This is a genomic window from Bacterioplanes sp. CLAM21 (assembly GCF_059641015.1).
In genome coordinates this window covers 1,793,873-1,810,507 of the sequence record NZ_CM184929.1, presented here as the reverse complement: position 1 = coordinate 1,810,507, position 16,635 = coordinate 1,793,873, and the positions used below count along the sequence as shown (strand labels likewise).

General features: G+C 51.7%; 11 protein-coding genes. 1 reads left to right on the top strand and 10 read right to left on the bottom strand.

Features of this window, described 5'->3' with window-relative positions:
* Positions 1 to 2: 2 nt before the first annotated feature.
* From tsaB to cysM, 8 genes are all read right to left on the bottom strand, one after another.
* Complete coding sequence (tsaB, locus tag AC55FS_RS08395) at positions 3 to 683, bottom strand: tRNA (adenosine(37)-N6)-threonylcarbamoyltransferase complex dimerization subunit type 1 TsaB (protein WP_496935628.1); 681 nt, start codon at positions 681 to 683, stop codon at positions 3 to 5.
* A 138-nt stretch (positions 684 to 821) separates the two neighbouring features.
* Entirely contained in the window at positions 822 to 1,865 is a 1,044-nt protein-coding gene (locus AC55FS_RS08390; RefSeq protein WP_496935627.1) for a hypothetical protein, read from the bottom strand.
* A gap of 1,325 nt (positions 1,866 to 3,190) precedes the next feature.
* A complete protein-coding gene (adk, locus tag AC55FS_RS08385; RefSeq protein WP_496935626.1) occupies positions 3,191 to 3,844 on the bottom strand; it encodes an adenylate kinase in 654 nt (217 codons plus the stop codon).
* A 290-nt stretch (positions 3,845 to 4,134) separates the two neighbouring features.
* The gene (gene ppc / locus AC55FS_RS08380) at positions 4,135 to 6,768 is read right to left on the bottom strand and encodes a phosphoenolpyruvate carboxylase (protein ID WP_496935625.1); all 2,634 of its coding nucleotides are present in this window, start codon (positions 6,766 to 6,768) and stop codon (positions 4,135 to 4,137) included.
* A gap of 315 nt (positions 6,769 to 7,083) precedes the next feature.
* Positions 7,084 to 7,890, bottom strand: coding sequence for a nucleoside triphosphate pyrophosphohydrolase (gene mazG, locus AC55FS_RS08375; RefSeq protein ID WP_496935624.1), 807 nt, complete (start codon positions 7,888 to 7,890; stop codon positions 7,084 to 7,086).
* The gene (gene relA, locus AC55FS_RS08370; RefSeq protein WP_496935623.1) at positions 7,890 to 10,148 is read right to left on the bottom strand and encodes a GTP diphosphokinase; all 2,259 of its coding nucleotides are present in this window, start codon (positions 10,146 to 10,148) and stop codon (positions 7,890 to 7,892) included. Before relA ends, mazG begins: the two co-directional genes overlap by 1 nt.
* Before the next feature lie 2 nt (positions 10,149 to 10,150).
* Positions 10,151 to 11,461 carry an RsmD family RNA methyltransferase gene (locus AC55FS_RS08365; protein WP_496935622.1) on the bottom strand — a complete coding sequence of 437 codons (1,311 nt, stop codon included), beginning with the start codon at positions 11,459 to 11,461 and terminating at the stop codon, positions 10,151 to 10,153.
* 133 nt (positions 11,462 to 11,594) lie between these two features.
* A complete protein-coding gene (cysM, locus tag AC55FS_RS08360) occupies positions 11,595 to 12,500 on the bottom strand; it encodes a cysteine synthase CysM (RefSeq protein ID WP_496935621.1) in 906 nt (301 codons plus the stop codon).
* 206 nt (positions 12,501 to 12,706) lie between these two features.
* On the opposite strand from cysM, the gene AC55FS_RS08355 reads away from it, so the two are divergent.
* Positions 12,707 to 15,484 (top strand): ATP-binding protein, encoded by a 2,778-nt coding sequence (locus AC55FS_RS08355; protein WP_496935620.1) that lies wholly within the window; start codon positions 12,707 to 12,709, stop codon positions 15,482 to 15,484.
* A gap of 15 nt (positions 15,485 to 15,499) precedes the next feature.
* On the opposite strand, the gene acpS is transcribed toward AC55FS_RS08355, so the two are convergent.
* Entirely contained in the window at positions 15,500 to 15,901 is a 402-nt protein-coding gene (acpS, locus tag AC55FS_RS08350; protein WP_496935619.1) for a holo-ACP synthase, read from the bottom strand.
* Entirely contained in the window at positions 15,898 to 16,632 is a 735-nt protein-coding gene (gene pdxJ, locus AC55FS_RS08345) for a pyridoxine 5'-phosphate synthase (protein ID WP_496935618.1), read from the bottom strand. The genes acpS and pdxJ overlap by 4 nt, the downstream gene beginning before the upstream one ends.
* Positions 16,633 to 16,635 lie beyond the last annotated feature (3 nt).

Sequence of the window (16,635 nt, the reverse complement as noted above, 5' to 3'; positions counted from 1 at the left end):
CACTACCGTTTTAACAAGCTGGGTTGTTCGGACAACTTCTTCCAGGCCACACCATCACGCAAATATACCGGCGGGTGCTGATCGATATCACCAAACAGATTATTTTCCCAGGCATCAAGCACCAGTGGGGCAAGGTTTTCTGCCGTTAACGTGGCAGCGGCATCACCTTCAACGGCCGCCAAAGCTGGCAGAGACAATCCATTACCCACCGCCAATACTCTTTCAGGCGCATCCTGCAAAAACTGTTCAGGCGTGCAAACGTGCTCCTCACCCAGCAAATGCGCCAGTCCTTGGCGACGCTCATAATGAGCCCAAAAGACTTCACCCATATGTGCATCAATAACACTGACACAAGACTGACCATCCTCTGCCATGCTTTTCTGAGCCAAGCCCTGCAAAGTAGAAACCCCAGCAACAGGAATATCCAACGCCATAGCAATACCCTGCATCACCGAGGCTGCGATACGAATACCAGTAAATGAACCAGGCCCACGGGCATAAGCTATGCCGTCGAGCTGGTCTTTATTAAATTGCAGCTGCTGCAGAAGTTCATCCACCATAGGCAATAAACGCTGCGCATGCTTGCGTGGCTGCTGCTCAGCTAATCCAACAACACCCTCAGGACGAACCAGCGCAACAGAGCAAATATGGGAGGAGGCATCAAGAATCAATAAATTTGCCATAACGACCCGGATTAGTTTTTTAAAGGTCGCGAGTATAGCAAAAGAGAAAGTCCTTCTCCCGCTCCTTCATCGGTAGCAAAAGAATGACACAATAGAAGTGACGCCACACAGCCTTTAAGGCTGTGTGGCGTAAAAGGCTTATTCTGCGGAGGTTTCCACTTTTGCCTCAGTTTTTGCTGGCGCTGCCGCTTTAGGTGGACGACCGCGACGCTTAGGTGCCGCTTTTGCTGCAGCAGCTTTAGGTGGACGACCGCGACGCTTAGGCGCTGCCTTCTCTGTGCTAACAGCAGCTGCCTTTGGTGGACGACCGCGACGCTTAGGTGCCGCTTTCTCTGTGCTAGCAGCAGCTGCCTTTGGTGGACGACCGCGACGCTTAGGGGCTGCCTTCTCTGTAGTAGTGGCGGCAGCTTTTGGTGGACGACCGCGACGCTTTGGTGCCGCTTTTTCTGTGCTTGCTGCAGCAGCTTTAGGTGGACGACCACGACGCTTAGGTGCTGCTTTTTCTGTGCTTTCGGCCACAGCTTTAGGTGGACGGCCGCGACGCTTAGGTGCTGCTTTTGCTGTGCTGGTGGCTTTGGCCGGACGACCAGGACGAGATTCTTTTTCTGCCGATGCTTCGGCTTCTGCCAGACGCTGCTTCAGCTTTTTAGCCGCTGCCGCTGCTTTCGCCTGTTCTTTCTTCAGCTGAGCCTTAACTTTACTGCTGTCTTTACGCTCACGCTGTTTACGCCATTTAGCTTCGAACGCTTCAACGGCTTTTGCCAATTCAGCATCTGCTTTAGCGGTCAACTTAGCCTGAAACTCTTGCATAGCCTGCTCGGCCTGAGTTTCCGCTTCCTGGATGCGGGCCTGTAATTCAGCAACTTTTACGCCCGCCTTCGCTTTACGCATGGTGGCTTTTAACTTCTGCAGCTTCTCTTTCTCAGCCTTAACCTTATCAGCCGCCCGAGTAGCAGCGCGCTTAGTCGCAGCAGTTGCGCGGGGGCTGGTGGTTTTCGCTTTGGCTTCTACTGCATTCTTTTCAGCAGCTTGTACTTTACCTTCTTGAGTCGCGACGGCTGACTCAGCTTTGAGTAAGGCAGCACTGGCCTTAGCGATTACCGCAGGTACAGCCTTATCAGCCGCTTTTGCTGCAGCTGGTTTACGACCGCGCTTGGCAGGGGCTTTTTTAGGTCTGGCCATGTTTTGTTCCTCTGTTTTCACCTGATCTTTTAAAGCGAACGCCAGCGCAGACACTGACGATGGGTGCTATTTAATGCTCTGAATAAGAACGTGGTATTCCGATCCAGATGGGATTTAAACATCATTGCCAAGCAACGCGTTACGTTCAATCAGTTACACAGCAACCGATCGAATCCCATACAAAATCGTGAATCCAAATTCCTACCCAGTGCAATAATAGTATTTATATAACAAAAACCAAAACATTTATGCGCCAAAACACCACATTCAGGCCATTTTGTGTAAATTATCCGATTATCGGCGGTATCCAACCCTCTCTTATGGCCATTTGGCAGCCCGCAATCAAAAAAACTCTCACTCATCACAAAGCCGATACAGTACCGCTTTTGTTATTTGCTACGCTCGTTATTCATTCTACCGACACTCATCCAACAAATGAGCGTTCCCTATGCTAGGCACTAATGCCCTGCACACAGGTAACTTACGCAACAATAATTACGGCCACTAGCAAGTCACCCGGGTAAATACCCGCTAGCACACGCCCTTGCCAGATAACGCATTACCAAAGACCAAACGGCTTAGTAACAAATGCATGCATCACGATGCAATACCATTCCACACAGCGGCAAATACTTTATATAAGAGGAAACAAACTCTGACACCCTCAGAGTAGATGAGTTACGGAAAAGCGAAAGCATAGACAACCGTATTTGTTTCTATGCACCAAAGCGAGTTACTAATCTGTCGTTCCCCAGATAGTCACGACTCATCGATGCTAGCCAATAACACTAACCCTAAATGTAGAAACTAGTGGACACCAAGTCTTGTTTACACTCATGAAGTCATGCTTGCGGAGAGTGAGCACAACTCATAACAAGGAGAGAATTGATAAAACGACGAACCTTTGTGTTACCGCGCCAGAAGCTTCACTCACCTTGACTCCCAGCATACGGGGTCGTCAGCTAAATGAATGACGAGTAACGCCACATCAAAGAAACCGGATCCAGGCGATTAGATTATGGGCAAAGACACCTTATTACCGCATTGTTGTTTGCTAAACCCAAGACCAAGAGATAACAAGCAGGTTGGCATGTGGCGGCGAACGAACACTCTAAATACCCGCTCCATTCGGGTCCGACTGAGTTTTTTGCGGCAATAGCTAACGAATGTAATTAGTGAGCACAAACCTTAAGCAATTCGCCAAAGATAAACTGCGCGTCGAATTATGGTGTTGGAACACCCAAAATCTGTACAGGCGGCGCACTAACAAAACAAGGGAAACAAAAGAAAGGAACCGACGACCACCAAGCCGCCGGTCGGGGGATCTAGCTATTCAAAGCAGCCAGTACGGCAGTTTTAATGTCGTCTAGCGAACCAACACCTGCGATATGATGATAGTCTGGGGCATCATTACCCTGCTGCTGCAATTCTTTATAGAAGCTCACCAAAGGCGCGGTTTGATCATGATAGATGGCTAAGCGCTTACGTACCGTATCCTCCTGATCATCATCACGCTGAATCAGATCTTCGCCAGTAACGTCGTCCTTGCCAGCCGTTGCTGGTGGGTTGTACTCAACGTGATAAACGCGACCCGAACCTGGATGAACACGACGACCGCTTAGACGTGTGACAATTTCTTCATCATCAACATCTATTTCGACCACATGATCAATGGCGACACCGGCATCCAACATGGCTTGGGCTTGAGGAATGGTCCGCGGAAAACCATCAAACAAAAAGCCATTATTACAATCTTGCTGCGTAATACGCTCTTTAACCAGGTCAATGATGATGTCATCAGACACCAAACCACCGGTTTCCATGATTTCTTTTACTTTCAGACCTAGCTCAGTACCAGCCTTAACCGCAGCGCGCAGCATATCGCCCGTCGAGATTTGCGGGATAGCGAACTTGTCGCAAATAAATTGTGCCTGCGTACCTTTACCGGCACCGGGAGCACCCAACAGAATGACGCGCATGCGCATACTCCTTGTGGTTGTTAAATAGCCTACGGCTCTGAATGATTGTGCACTTTTCAACCAGAAGCCAAAAAAATAGGCCTAACCTTACTCTGAGCAAGGCTTGGCCTCAAGTCGAAAGCAGGAAAAAGCCTGCTTAGTAACCATCGAGTTAGCGCCAATGCAACGTCGTTACCAGCTACGGCAGCCTAACGTCAATCCGCAGCAACCCTTTCGATTAACACATGGACTGGCCATTTCAGCACCAATCATCACACTCTTTGGCATGGATCAGTGACACTCCGCTGTCGTCAGCCGGTATTTCGCATACCAGCCGCAATGCCAGCCATGGTCACTTTCAACGCCTGTTCAACGGCTTCATTAGAACTATCACCAGCCTGCCGTTCACGATACAAAAGCTCGGCTTGTAAATAGTGCAATGGGTCGGTATAGGGGTTGCGCACATTCATCGAATGTTGAAGCATAGGATTATCGTGCAACAGTTCAGGCTGCTGCTTTATTGCCAACACCAACTCGCGCATGCGCTCCAACCGCTGACGCAACAGGCTCCCCAATGGCTGTAGCTCTGCCGCTACCAATCGCCGTTCGTAATAGGCGGCTATCTCCACATCAGATTTCGACAATACCATTTCAAGCATATCGATATAGGTCCGGAAGAAAGGCCAGCTCTCATACATAGTATGCAAAGTGCTTAGTTCATCGCGTTCAAAGCTGGCTTGCAATGCCTCGTCTGCTCCTAACCAGGCAGGCAGCATCAAACGCATTTGTGTCCAAGCAAAAATCCAGGGAATAGCACGCAACGAGTTAATACCACCACCGGCTTTTCGCCGGGCAGGACGACTGCCTAACGCTAATTTGCCCAGTTCCATTTCAGGGGTGGCGGCGCGGAAATAAGTTACAAAGTCGGCCTCATCGCGCACCATGGCACGATAGGATTGCACCCCACCCGCTGCCAACGTTTGCATCAGCTGACGCCATTGCGGTTTAGGTGCGGCCGGCGGCAATAAATTTGCTTCCAACACGGAAGACACGTACACCTTCAGATTTCGCAAAGCAACGGCAGGCATACCAAATTTAAAGCGAATCATTTCACCCTGTTCAGTAACCCTTAGCCCTCCTTTCACTGAGCCCGGAGGCTGAGCCAAAATTGCGCTATGAGCTGGACCACCGCCACGCCCAACGGTGCCGCCACGACCATGAAATAAGCGTAAACGAATACCCGCCTGCTCAGCCGCTTGGGTCAGATTTTCCTGCGCCTGATACTGCGCCCAAACCGCTGCCAATTGACCGGCATCTTTAGAAGAGTCTGAATAGCCAATCATGACTTGTTGTCGCTGTTGGCAATACTGGCGATACCAAGGAACCTGCCACAGCTTTTGCATGCGCGGCGTCGCCAGCTCAAGATCATTTAGGGTTTCAAATAAAGGAACGATAGGTAATGGCTGATCAACACCAGATTCTTGCAACAGCAGTGCTACCGCCAGAATATCTGAAGGCTCACTGGCCATCGATATAATGTAACAAGACACTCCGGCACCAGCGTCAGATGCAATGACTCGCATCGTCGCCAATACTTCCTGCGCTTCCTCCGATGGTTGCCACTGCCTAGGAATTAATGGCCGCCTAGATTGCAGCTCACGCAATAAAAACTGCTGTTTTTCTTCTTCATTCCACTGTTTATAGTCGCCCCACTGATAAAAGTCGCACAGCTCGGCAATAACATCGCGATGACGCGTTGACTCCTGACGAACATCCAATTTCACCAAGGTCAAACCGAAACAAGCCACACGCCTGATTGTATCGAGCAATAGACCATCAGCCACGGTTTGCATGCCCTGGCTGACGAGACTGTCATAACACAACCGTAATGGCGCCATAATGTCGTCATCATTCAACATCGGTTGCTTGTCACTATCTTTTCCCGCCGCTTTTTCCTGAGCCCAGCGCCGTGTCTCTTTTAGACGATCACGCAACATATGCATGCAAGCACGATAGGGTTCGTTGCCAGGATACGCCTGGCGTAATTCGGCACTGGCTTCGGCCATCGACAGCTGACCGCTGAGCGCATGAACATCGCGTAACAATAAGTCCGCGGCCATCCAGCGAGCCAAGTACAAGACTTCGCAGGTGACCGTTGACGTTACATTAGGATTACCATCCCGGTCTCCGCCCATCCAGGAAGCAATTTTTACCGGCGCGGCCATCAATGGCAAAGGCTGGCTACCACGTGCCAACAACTGCTCATCGAGGTGGCGGGTTAATTGCGGAATCGCCTGCCACAAGGAGTTTTCGATCACTGCAAAACCCCATTTGGCTTCATCTACCGCTGTGGGCCGGACGCGGCGGATTTCATCAGTTTGCCAGATTTCTTCAACCAGTACCGCTAATCGTTGATCAATATTAACGAGCTGAGGATGACCATCACGTAAGTCATCACGCTGCTGCAGCAACTGTGAAATTTCATCGTATTTTTGAATCAAAGTACGACGGGTCACTTCTGTTGGGTGAGCGGTTAATACCAATTCGATGCTGACATCGGCCACCTGTTGACACAAATCCAAGCCGCGAACGCCATGCTCCTCAAGACGATCGAGTAGATCATTAAATAACTGGTCAACGTCATCATTTAGTATTTCCGAGCGCCGCCAGCTGGCCGCATGCTGCTGCTCAGCGATATTGGCCAAATTCAAAAACTGGTTAAATCCACGAACAACGGGCAAAACAGCATCATCAGGAATGGTTTTCAGCATGGCCAATAAACGATCACGCTCATGCTCTTCCCCACTTCGGGCCACTTTCGCTTGCTGACGAATATCTTCAATACGCTTTAACATGTCATCGCCCTGATGATGGGCAATGGTACGTCCTAGCAAATTTCCCAATAAACGTACTTTGTCTCTCAGCAAGGCATCCAACTCACTCATGATCACCTCCGTTATTGACCTAAGGCCCATCTTGTCCTGAATAGTGGCAAGACACAAATACTTTGCATTAGTGGCCTTAAAGTGCAAGCAGCGCGATTTGTTACACTTTTTTAAAGCAAGCAAGAAGTCCACACCTGACTGATGTTCATTCAGTTCGACAACGGAAGTTTCAATTTGCAAAGGAGAGCCATAAAAGGAGAGCCATAAAAGGAAACTCTCTCGACAGAAAACTGCCGAGAGGCCAATAACGCGACATCGCTTGGCAATAAAGAAAGCAGACACACTGCCTGACTGTGGCAGTGGGCGAGAGAAGAATTATTTAGCCAGTTGACGTTTAGCTTGCTGCCAAGCCTGTTCCATTTGCTCAGCCGTTGCCGTTTGCCAGCCACCCTGCTGTTCAATAGATTGTTCTACAATGTTAAAACGCTGGACAAATCGCTGATTACAACCGCGCAGCGCTGCTTCCACATCAACGTCGAGGTGTCGGGCTAGATTCGTTACAGCAAACAACAAATCGCCAATTTCGTGCTGCAAACGCTCAGAATCACGCAGCTGCAGTTCATCTTTTACTTCCTGCAGCTCTTCATGGATTTTATCCACCACGCCTTCGACATCCGGCCAGTCAAACCCCACCTTGCTGGCCTTTTTTTGCAGTTTTACCGAGCGCTGTAGCGCTGGCAAGGCCACTGGAACATCGGCTAATAAAGACGTTTTTGCGGTGGGCTTTTCTTGCTGCTTGATAGCATCCCAGCTGCGAGCGATATCGGCCTCTTGCGGACAGTTATCAGCACTGCGCTCACTTTCAAGGGTACCTTGCGGAAATACGTGAGGATGACGGCGAACCAGTTTAGTTACCAGCTTATCGATGATGCTAGCGACATTAAAATAACTGCGCTCCTGTCCCAACTGGCCATAAAAAATAACCTGAAACAGCAAATCGCCCAACTCTTCTTCCAGGTGAGGCCAGTTTTGCTGCTCAATAGCATCGGCCACTTCATAAGCTTCTTCTAGCGTGTGAGGCAAAATGGTGTGAAAGTCTTGCTTTAAATCCCACGGACAGCCCGTTTGAGGGTCGCGCAACCTTGCCATGCAATAGAGCAAATCATTCAGCTGATACGCCACTACAAACCTCCGCGTACACGACGTGCCGAAATCACATTCGGCAATTGGTCAATCTTATTCATAAGGCGGGCAAAATGCTCCAAGCTATCTACCTCGACGGTTAAACTCATCAAAGCGGTATTGTCATTCCGATTGGTTTGCGTATTTACCGACAGAACATTAATGCGCTCATTCGCCAACAAAGCACTAACGTCACGCAACAAACCGGTACGATCGTAGGCCGATATTTTCATATCGACCGGATAATGATTAGAAGGCTCTTCGCCCCAGCTCACTTGTAAAATTCGCTCCGGCTCATGTGCACTGAGGTGCAATAAGTTGTCGCAGTCACTACGATGTACCACTACGCCACGGCCTTTAGTGATGTAACCTCGAATATCGTCACCAGGCACTGGCGAACAGCAGTTGGCCATTTGCGTCAACAGGTTGCCCACCCCTTCGATAAAGATATCGTTGCCACCATCATCCTGGCGTTTGGGCGGTGACGTACGACGCAGCAGCGGCAATTCTTGCTGATCCATCGGTGCTGGCTGGCGCTGATCGACTTGTTGCAGTACTTGGTGCACTATCTGGCCCAGACGCAGATCGCCTGCTCCGACGGCAGCATACATGTCATCAATGGATTTCATGTTCATTTTTTCCGCCACCGGCTGCAGCGCTTCATCGGCCAGGTCCAAGCGGTCTAATTCACGCAGAACCATCTGCCGCCCTTCGTCGATATTCTGATCGCGGGCCTGGCGTTTAAACCAATGGGTCACCTTGGCGCGAGCCCGGGTGGTATGCAGATAACCGGCATCCGGATATAGCCAATCACGGCTTGGGTGGGCATTGGCGCTGGTCAAAATTTCTACCTGCTCACCGGTTTTCAACAAGTAGGTTAAAGGCACAATACGGCCATTGACCTTGGCGCCACGACATTTATTGCCGACCTCTGTATGTACCCGATAGGCAAAATCAACAGGCGTAGCCTTGGGCGGCAAATCCACTACGTGACCATCCGGAGTAAATACATAAATCCGATCAGGATTAATGTCCGAGCGGAATTCACCGGCCAGCTCTGGTAAATCATCCAACTCTTCGTGCCACTCTAATACTTGCCGCAGCCAAGCAATTTTTTGCTCGTAACCTTGGTCTTTGGCGCTGGTGTCGGTGCCTTTATAGAGCCAATGAGCACATACCCCTAACTCGGCATCTTCATGCATCGAATGGGTACGGATTTGCACTTCAAGAATTTTGCCTTCGGTATCAATCACTGCCGTATGCAGTGAGCGATAACCATTTTCTTTGGGGTTCGCTATGTAGTCGTCAAATTCATGGGGGATATGGCGCCATAAAGAATGCACTATGCCTAGGGCGGCATAACAATCTCGTAACTCTGGCACCAGAATACGCACCGCACGGATGTCATAAATCTGTGAAAAATCGAGATTTTTGCGGCTCATTTTGCGCCAGATACTGTAGATATGCTTGGCGCGACCGTAGACATCGCATTTTATCCCTGCTGCCAGCAATTCATCACGTAAGCGCTGCACGGCTTGCTCGATATATTGCTGCCGTGCGATGCGCTTTTCATCCAGCAAGGAGGCGATTTGCTTATAGGCTTCGGGCTGCAGATAGCGGAAGGACAAATCCTCCAGCTCCCACTTTAAATGACCAATGCCCAGCCGGTGGGCCAAAGGCGCATAAATGCTAAACACTTCATCAGCGACTTTGCGGCGTTTGTCTTCCGGAGCGTCTTTTACTGCACGAATCGCTGATGTGCGTTCAGCCAGTTTGATCAGCGCCACTCGCACATCGTCGATCATGGCTACCAGCATTTTACGCAGGTTATCCACCTGAGCTTCGCGTTGGCCTAACACACTGTCTGCGGTGGAGTTTTGAATGGCACTAATGGCGGCCATCCGCAGCACGCCTTCAATAAGGCCCGCCACTTCAGCACCAAACTGACGCTCGACTTTTTGCAACGCCACACGTCCCTCACGCACCGCGCGATAGAGAATGGCTGCGACGATAGAGTCAGTATCCAGGCGCAAATCCAGCAGTACGTGGGCCATCTCAATGCCCATTTGCGCACTGTCGATGGACCAGTAAGTACGATTGGCAATGGCTTCATCCGATAGCTGCTTGGCCAGTAGCAGCGCCTCGCGCAAACGCTCAGGATCTTTGACATCCTGGGCCTGCTGTACACCCTCTAACCAGCGTTCGACATCTAATGAGCCATCATGCAGTAGCGGATGGTCCTCACGTACTTTAACCATAACTATTTCCCCACCCTGGTTAGTAACACCATGGTTTCCACATGATGGGTGTGTGGAAACATATCCATAATACCTGCGCGTGTTACCCGGTAACCCCCTGCTACCAGGCTGCCCAAATCACGACTCAGCGTAGCAGCGTCGCAGGCTACGTAAAGAATGCGCTGCACAGATTTGTCTAACAAGTGTTTTATGACCGCTTCCGCCCCGGCCCGGGGTGGATCTAGCAGCACAGCATCGCACTGCGGAAGATCAGCGAGTGAAGACAATTCAGACAAATCTGCCATTTGCGCCTCAATAGTCAAATCAGACAAGTGCGCTTGCTGTTGCAAGCTTGAGACCATCTCGGCTTGCCCTTCCACTGCGACTACCTTGCTACCACGCCGCGCCAATGCCATAGAAAAATTACCATGGCCGGCAAACAGGTCGGCAATCGTCTCTCCCGCCCTAGGCTGTAACCAGTCCATGGCCTGCGCCACCATGGCGATATTGATATCACGGTTCACCTGAATAAAGTCATCGGGTTGTAGACGCAGCGGGTGACCATCAACACTGTGCTCGAGGGCCGGATAATCTGCCTGCAATGGCTCTGGCGCGGCGTGCTTGTCGTACTTCAGCCACCACTGTACCGGCAAAGCGTTGGTTTGTGTGTCGGTAAATGCCCGTAATTGTTGCTCACTGTCGGCATCTAACGGTTTAAGCAAGCGCAGGGTCAGTGCCAGGGCGTTATCGGCTTGCAGCACCTCAATTTGGGTCAATTCCGCCCGTCGCGGCCACTGGGTCAGAAAGTGACGCCAGCGCGACCAGTCCAACATGGGATGGGGTATCAGGACCGGGCAGGCATCAATGTCACTCAAGTGTTGTGAGCCTGCTTCGCGAAAACCAATGTAAACGCGCTGCTTTTCTTTGCTAAAACGCACACCGATACGGGCTTTGCGGCGATAGCGCCAGGGCGATGCCGTCAGTGCTGGTTGCCAATCTTCCACCTCAACACCGGCGCGAGTGAATTCACGCTGCACCCGAACCTGCTTGGCCTGTACTTGTTGCTCATAGCTAAGATGTTGCAGCTGACAACCGCCGCAGCGGTTAAAATGTGGGCATTCAGGCTCGATGCGATGCGGGCTGGGCTCGATGACACGTTTCAGCTCGGTGTAACAAACCTTCTTGCGTCGTTGGCCTAGCTGTACCTCGACGGTTTCACCAGGCAATGCCCCGGGAACAAAATAGACTTCACGCCCACGACGGGCGACGCCCAGCCCTTCGGAAGTCAGGTTATCGACCTGTAACGTCATCAGGCGGGGCGTTATTTGAGTCACACAGTTATCCTCTTATCATGCTAGTCACCGGCAAAAAGTCACGGCAGCGGGCATTATTGGGATCTGTCCGGCCTTTTCAAGAGCCCTTTGGTAACCGAGACAGTCTGTTGCATGACGCGAATTGACTAATTTGTCATTGCTGTGGAGCAAACACCCCTGACGACAGGTAACGATCTCCACGGTCGCAAATGATGCAAACAATGGTGGCGTTCTCTAAAGTTTGCGCCAGGCGCAAAGCACCCGCCACACTACCGCCCGACGATACACCACAGAAGATACCTTCTTCACGTGCCAGTCTACGCATGGTCTGTTCTGCTTCTTGCTGACTGATATCCAACACCTGATCAACAAAATGATCGTCGTAGATGGTCGGCAAATAGGCTTGAGGCCAACGCCGAATACCGGGAATGGAGGCGCCTTCAGCCGGTTGTAAACCAATAATTTGAACATCAGCATTCTGTTCTTTTAAGTAACGTGAGGTGCCCATGATGGTACCTGTGGTCCCCATCGAACTGACAAAATGGCTGATGCGTCCAGCGGTTTGTTGCCACAACTCTGGCCCTGTGCCACGGTAGTGCGCTTCTGGGTTATCACTGTTACCAAACTGATTAAGCACCTTTCCCTGCCCTTGCTGCTGCATCTCAAGCGCCAGATCACGCGCGCCTTCCATGCCCTGCTCACTGCTAACCAAAATCAGCTCAGCGCCATAGGCCTCCATCGCCCAGCGGCGTTCCATAGTGGCATTATCTGGCATGATAAGAATCATGCGATAGCCCATAATCGCTGCGGCCATGGCTAAAGCAATACCAGTATTGCCACTGGTGGCTTCAATTAAGGTATCCCCCGGGGCGATATCCCCACGCTGCTGGGCGCGCTGAATCATCGATAACGCTGGGCGATCTTTGACCGAGCCGGCGGGATTATTGCCCTCAAGTTTCAGCAGAACGGTGTTGCTGGAGTCTACCGGCAGCATTCGCTGCAAACGTACTAGCGGAGTATTGCCAACACAGTCGGCGATTGTCGGATAGTTTACTGTCACAACCGTGCCTTATTGTTTCTCTCAATTGCGCGCATCATACCCAGGCCAATAGCAAAAACGTAATAGCGATTGCGTCTTTGCTTATACTGAGAGTCGAGTTAATAATGCTAGCCATTTAGCTGCACACGACTAACGGCGCCATTGCCCCGCCTAAAGAGTGTCGATAATCTAACTTTCCTAAGCAGTCAGCCGGTAACGCCCTTTATATGAAACAGTGGAGTATTCAAAACCAGATTCTTTTACTGGCACTGCTGCCAGGCATTCTGGTGTCGCTGTTATTGGGCGGCTTTTTTGTCTATGACCGCAGCCACGCCCTCGACGACCTGCTAACGCAGCGCGCCTTAGCCATGGCCAATCAGCTCGCGCCGACATGCGAATACGGGGTGATGACGGGCAATGCCGGCATACTGCAAAACATCGCCAACAGCATGCTGGAAGAACGTGATGTCAGAGCTGTTAGTATCTACAACCAGGATATCAAGATGCTGGCCCACGCCGGCCCTAAGATGCTCACCGAGCGCATGGGCAGCACCGAACTCAGCGGCGAGCAACTGCAGCTGCTGCGCACCGAAGGCTCCATCCGGGTAAGGGCCCCGGTGTATGCTGAGCACCTGGTGATACCCGATCAACTGTCGGATCAGTTCTACGCCGAAACCGAAACGGCGCCGCCAAAGTTATTAGGCTGGGCTGAGCTGGAGCTGGCCACCACCAATACCCGCTTGGCGAAGTACCAGCATTTGGCCACCGCACTGAGCATTGTTGTCATCTGCCTGATTGGCTGTTTGTTAGTGGCACTGCACATAAGCCGGCGCATAGCATCACCCCTCACTAACATGGTCGAAGCCATTGGCAAGGTAGAAGATGGCGAACTCGATACTCGCGTGCACATAGACAACGGCAGTGAATACCAGCTGCTGTCATCGGGCATCAACTCTCTCGCCAGCGCTTTACAGCGCGCCCATCGTGAATATCAGCAAAGCCTTGAGCAAACCACCACTGACCTGCAGGAAACCTTGGATGAGCTGGAGGTACGCAACCACGAGCTGGCCATCGACCGCAGCCGGGCACTGGAAGCTAGCCGGGTAAAATCTGAGTTTCTAGCCAACGTCAGCCATGAGATTCGCACGCCGTTGAATGGCATCATTGGCTTCAGTGACGTGCTGGCACGCACGCCGTTAAGTCCACACCAGCAAGATTTTCTCAACACCATTCAGCGCTCTTCCGACGATCTAATGCGCATCATCGACGATATACTCGATATTTCAAAAATCACTGCCGGCAAACTGTCGCTGGAGCGTGAAGCCTTTATTCTGCGTGATGTTATCGATGATGTAATGACACGCTTGGGCCCACAAGCCCAGAACAAAAATATCGAGCTCTATCATTTGGTGTATTCAGATGTGCCCATCTGTCTCACAGGCGATGCCTTGAGGCTAAAACAAATTCTGAGCAATTTGGTCAATAACGCCATCAAATTTACTGAACGTGGCAATGTCACCTTACAGGTATCTTTGATCAGCCTTGAACCTCAACGCGCTACGCTGCAGTTTGTGATTCAAGACACCGGCATCGGCATGGATGAGCAACAAACCAAACGCTTATTCCAAGCCTTTAGCCAGGCGGACTCCAGCACCGCACGGAAATTTGGTGGCACCGGCCTTGGGCTCATTATCGCTCGAGCTCTGGTTGAGGCTATGCATGGCGATATTCAGGTGCACAGCGAGCCCGGCAGTGGCAGCACATTTACGTTCCATATCGGCATTGATCTGGCCGATGAACCCATGCCCGAGTCCTTTACCTCAGCACCGTGTGTAGCGCTATATGAACCCCATAGTTTGAGTCGCATCAACATCAGCAACCTGCTGCAACAGTGGCAAATTGCGGTGATTGATATTGCTGACAAAGAGCAGCTACAGCAATGGCTCGGCCCACAGCCACCTCAGCATATTGATGCCATTATTATGTCGTGTGAACGTGGCAAGCAGCTGCCACCCCTATCTCATAGCACGATGCCCATCATAGCGCTGATCAATAGCTTTCAGGCCAGCGACCTTGAGCTGCTGGAAAACTCGGGTGCGCACACGGCGTTAAGCAACCCGTTTTCACATCGCAAATTGCAAGCCGCTTTATGCCGCATATTGAATGGCGACGTCATAGAAGCTGAACCGCTCTCGGATGGAGAACCCGGGGCTCAGAAAGCTCATGTGCCGCCGCCGACGGTACTGGCCGTCGATGACAACGACGCCAATCTGAAGCTAGTGGTGACCCTGCTGCAAGAGTTGGGGGTGAAAACCTTATCGGCCACATCTGGCCACGGCGCCATTGAGCAATGCCTGCAACACAATGTCGATATGGTCTTTATGGACATTCAAATGCCGGGTATGAATGGCCTAGAGGCCAGCCAAGCCATACGTAAACTGCCTGGCAAATCACGACTGCCGATCATAGCCCTCACGGCACACGCGATGAGCGATGAAAAGGAAGCATTGCTCAAGGCTGGGCTCAATGATTATCAAACCAAACCCATCAGTCAGCGCCAGCTGGCCGACAGCATAGCCCAATGGACCCGTTATTCTGCTAAGCAAGGCATCGACAAACCGCCGGTTAAGAGTGATCAGAACTGCGTCATGGACATCGCAGCGGCCTTACAAGTCACCAGCAACCGACCAGAGCTGGCCGAAGAAATGTTCGACATGCTGCTTAGTTCCTTGCCTAAAGACACCGCGGCCATCGTCGAACAATGGGAAAATGAAGACTATGACGGCCTGCTGGCCGCGGTACATCGTCTGCACGGTGCCACCCGCTACTGTGGCGTGCCTTGTTTACGCCATGCCCTCGACCAGTTTGAGACCTGTATCAAAGCCAAACGCTATAACGAGCTACCGCAACACATGAAGCACTGCATGCAGCAAATCGACAGCTTGCAGCAATGGGCCCAGAGCCATGATTGGCGCTCACTGCTGGTGCCCGTGGATACCCTTTAGCAGCGACTAACTGCTTCAGCGCGACAGCAGAGCAAAGGCCAATACCCAATCGCCTTCGTCTGACAAACTGACCCAAGCACTGCGACCACCCAATTGCTGTAAGCGCTGCTCGGCGGCGCCAAAGAGTTGAACGCTCGGCGCTCCCTGCTGATCCCGCAGCACCTCTAACTGCTGAAAACCGATGCCTTTGGCAATGCCAGTACCTAGCGCCTTGGCTAAGGCTTCTTTGGCAGCAAACTGCTTGGCAACGAAGTTAATCGCCTGGCCTCGCTGCTGCCATAGAGCTTGCTCTGCCGGAGTCAAAAAGCGTTCAATTAAACGGTCGCCACGGCGCTGCCAGGCAGCCAGCATGCGCTGGCTATCGAGCAAGTCCGTGCCGATACCGACCACACCCGCATGCTGCGCCAGGTCAATCATGGACGCTGCAACAGTGCACGCATGTCCGCTACAGCCTTAGGCAAACCGACAAAGACCGCTTGAGCAATCAAGGCATGACCAATGTTAAGCTCATTCATGCCCTCAATGGCCACCACCGGCTCAACATTGTGCATATGCAGACCATGGCCAGCGTTAACGATCAGTCCGCAGCGCCGAGCGTAAGCGGCGGCCTGCACCAGTCGCTGCAGTTCTTGCTGTTGCTTAGCTTCGGTAGTGGCACTGGCGTAAGCGCCGGTATGCAGCTCTATAACAGGAGCTTTAGCTGCCAAGACGGCGTCAATTTGACGTTCATCCGGATCGATAAACAGCGAAACCTCACTGCCAAAAGCGTGCAACCGAGCTACGGCATCGGCTACCTGAGCTTGCTGTGACGCCACATCCAAACCGCCTTCGGTCGTCAGCTCCTCACGCTTTTCTGGCACCAAACAACACGCCTCAGGCTCTACCTCTTCCGCCAGTGCCAGCATCTCTTCAGTAATCGCCATTTCCAAATTCATGCGAGTGGTCAGGGTTTCTTTCAGCACGTAGACATCACGGGTCTGGATATGACGGCGATCTTCACGTGGATGGATGGTAATGCCATCAGCACCCGCCTGCTCTGCCAACATGGCCGCCATGACGGGATCTGGGTAACGGGTACCCCGGGCCTGACGTAAGGTCGCGACATGATCGATATTGACGCCCAGCAGGACGCGATGAGGGTTTTTCATGGA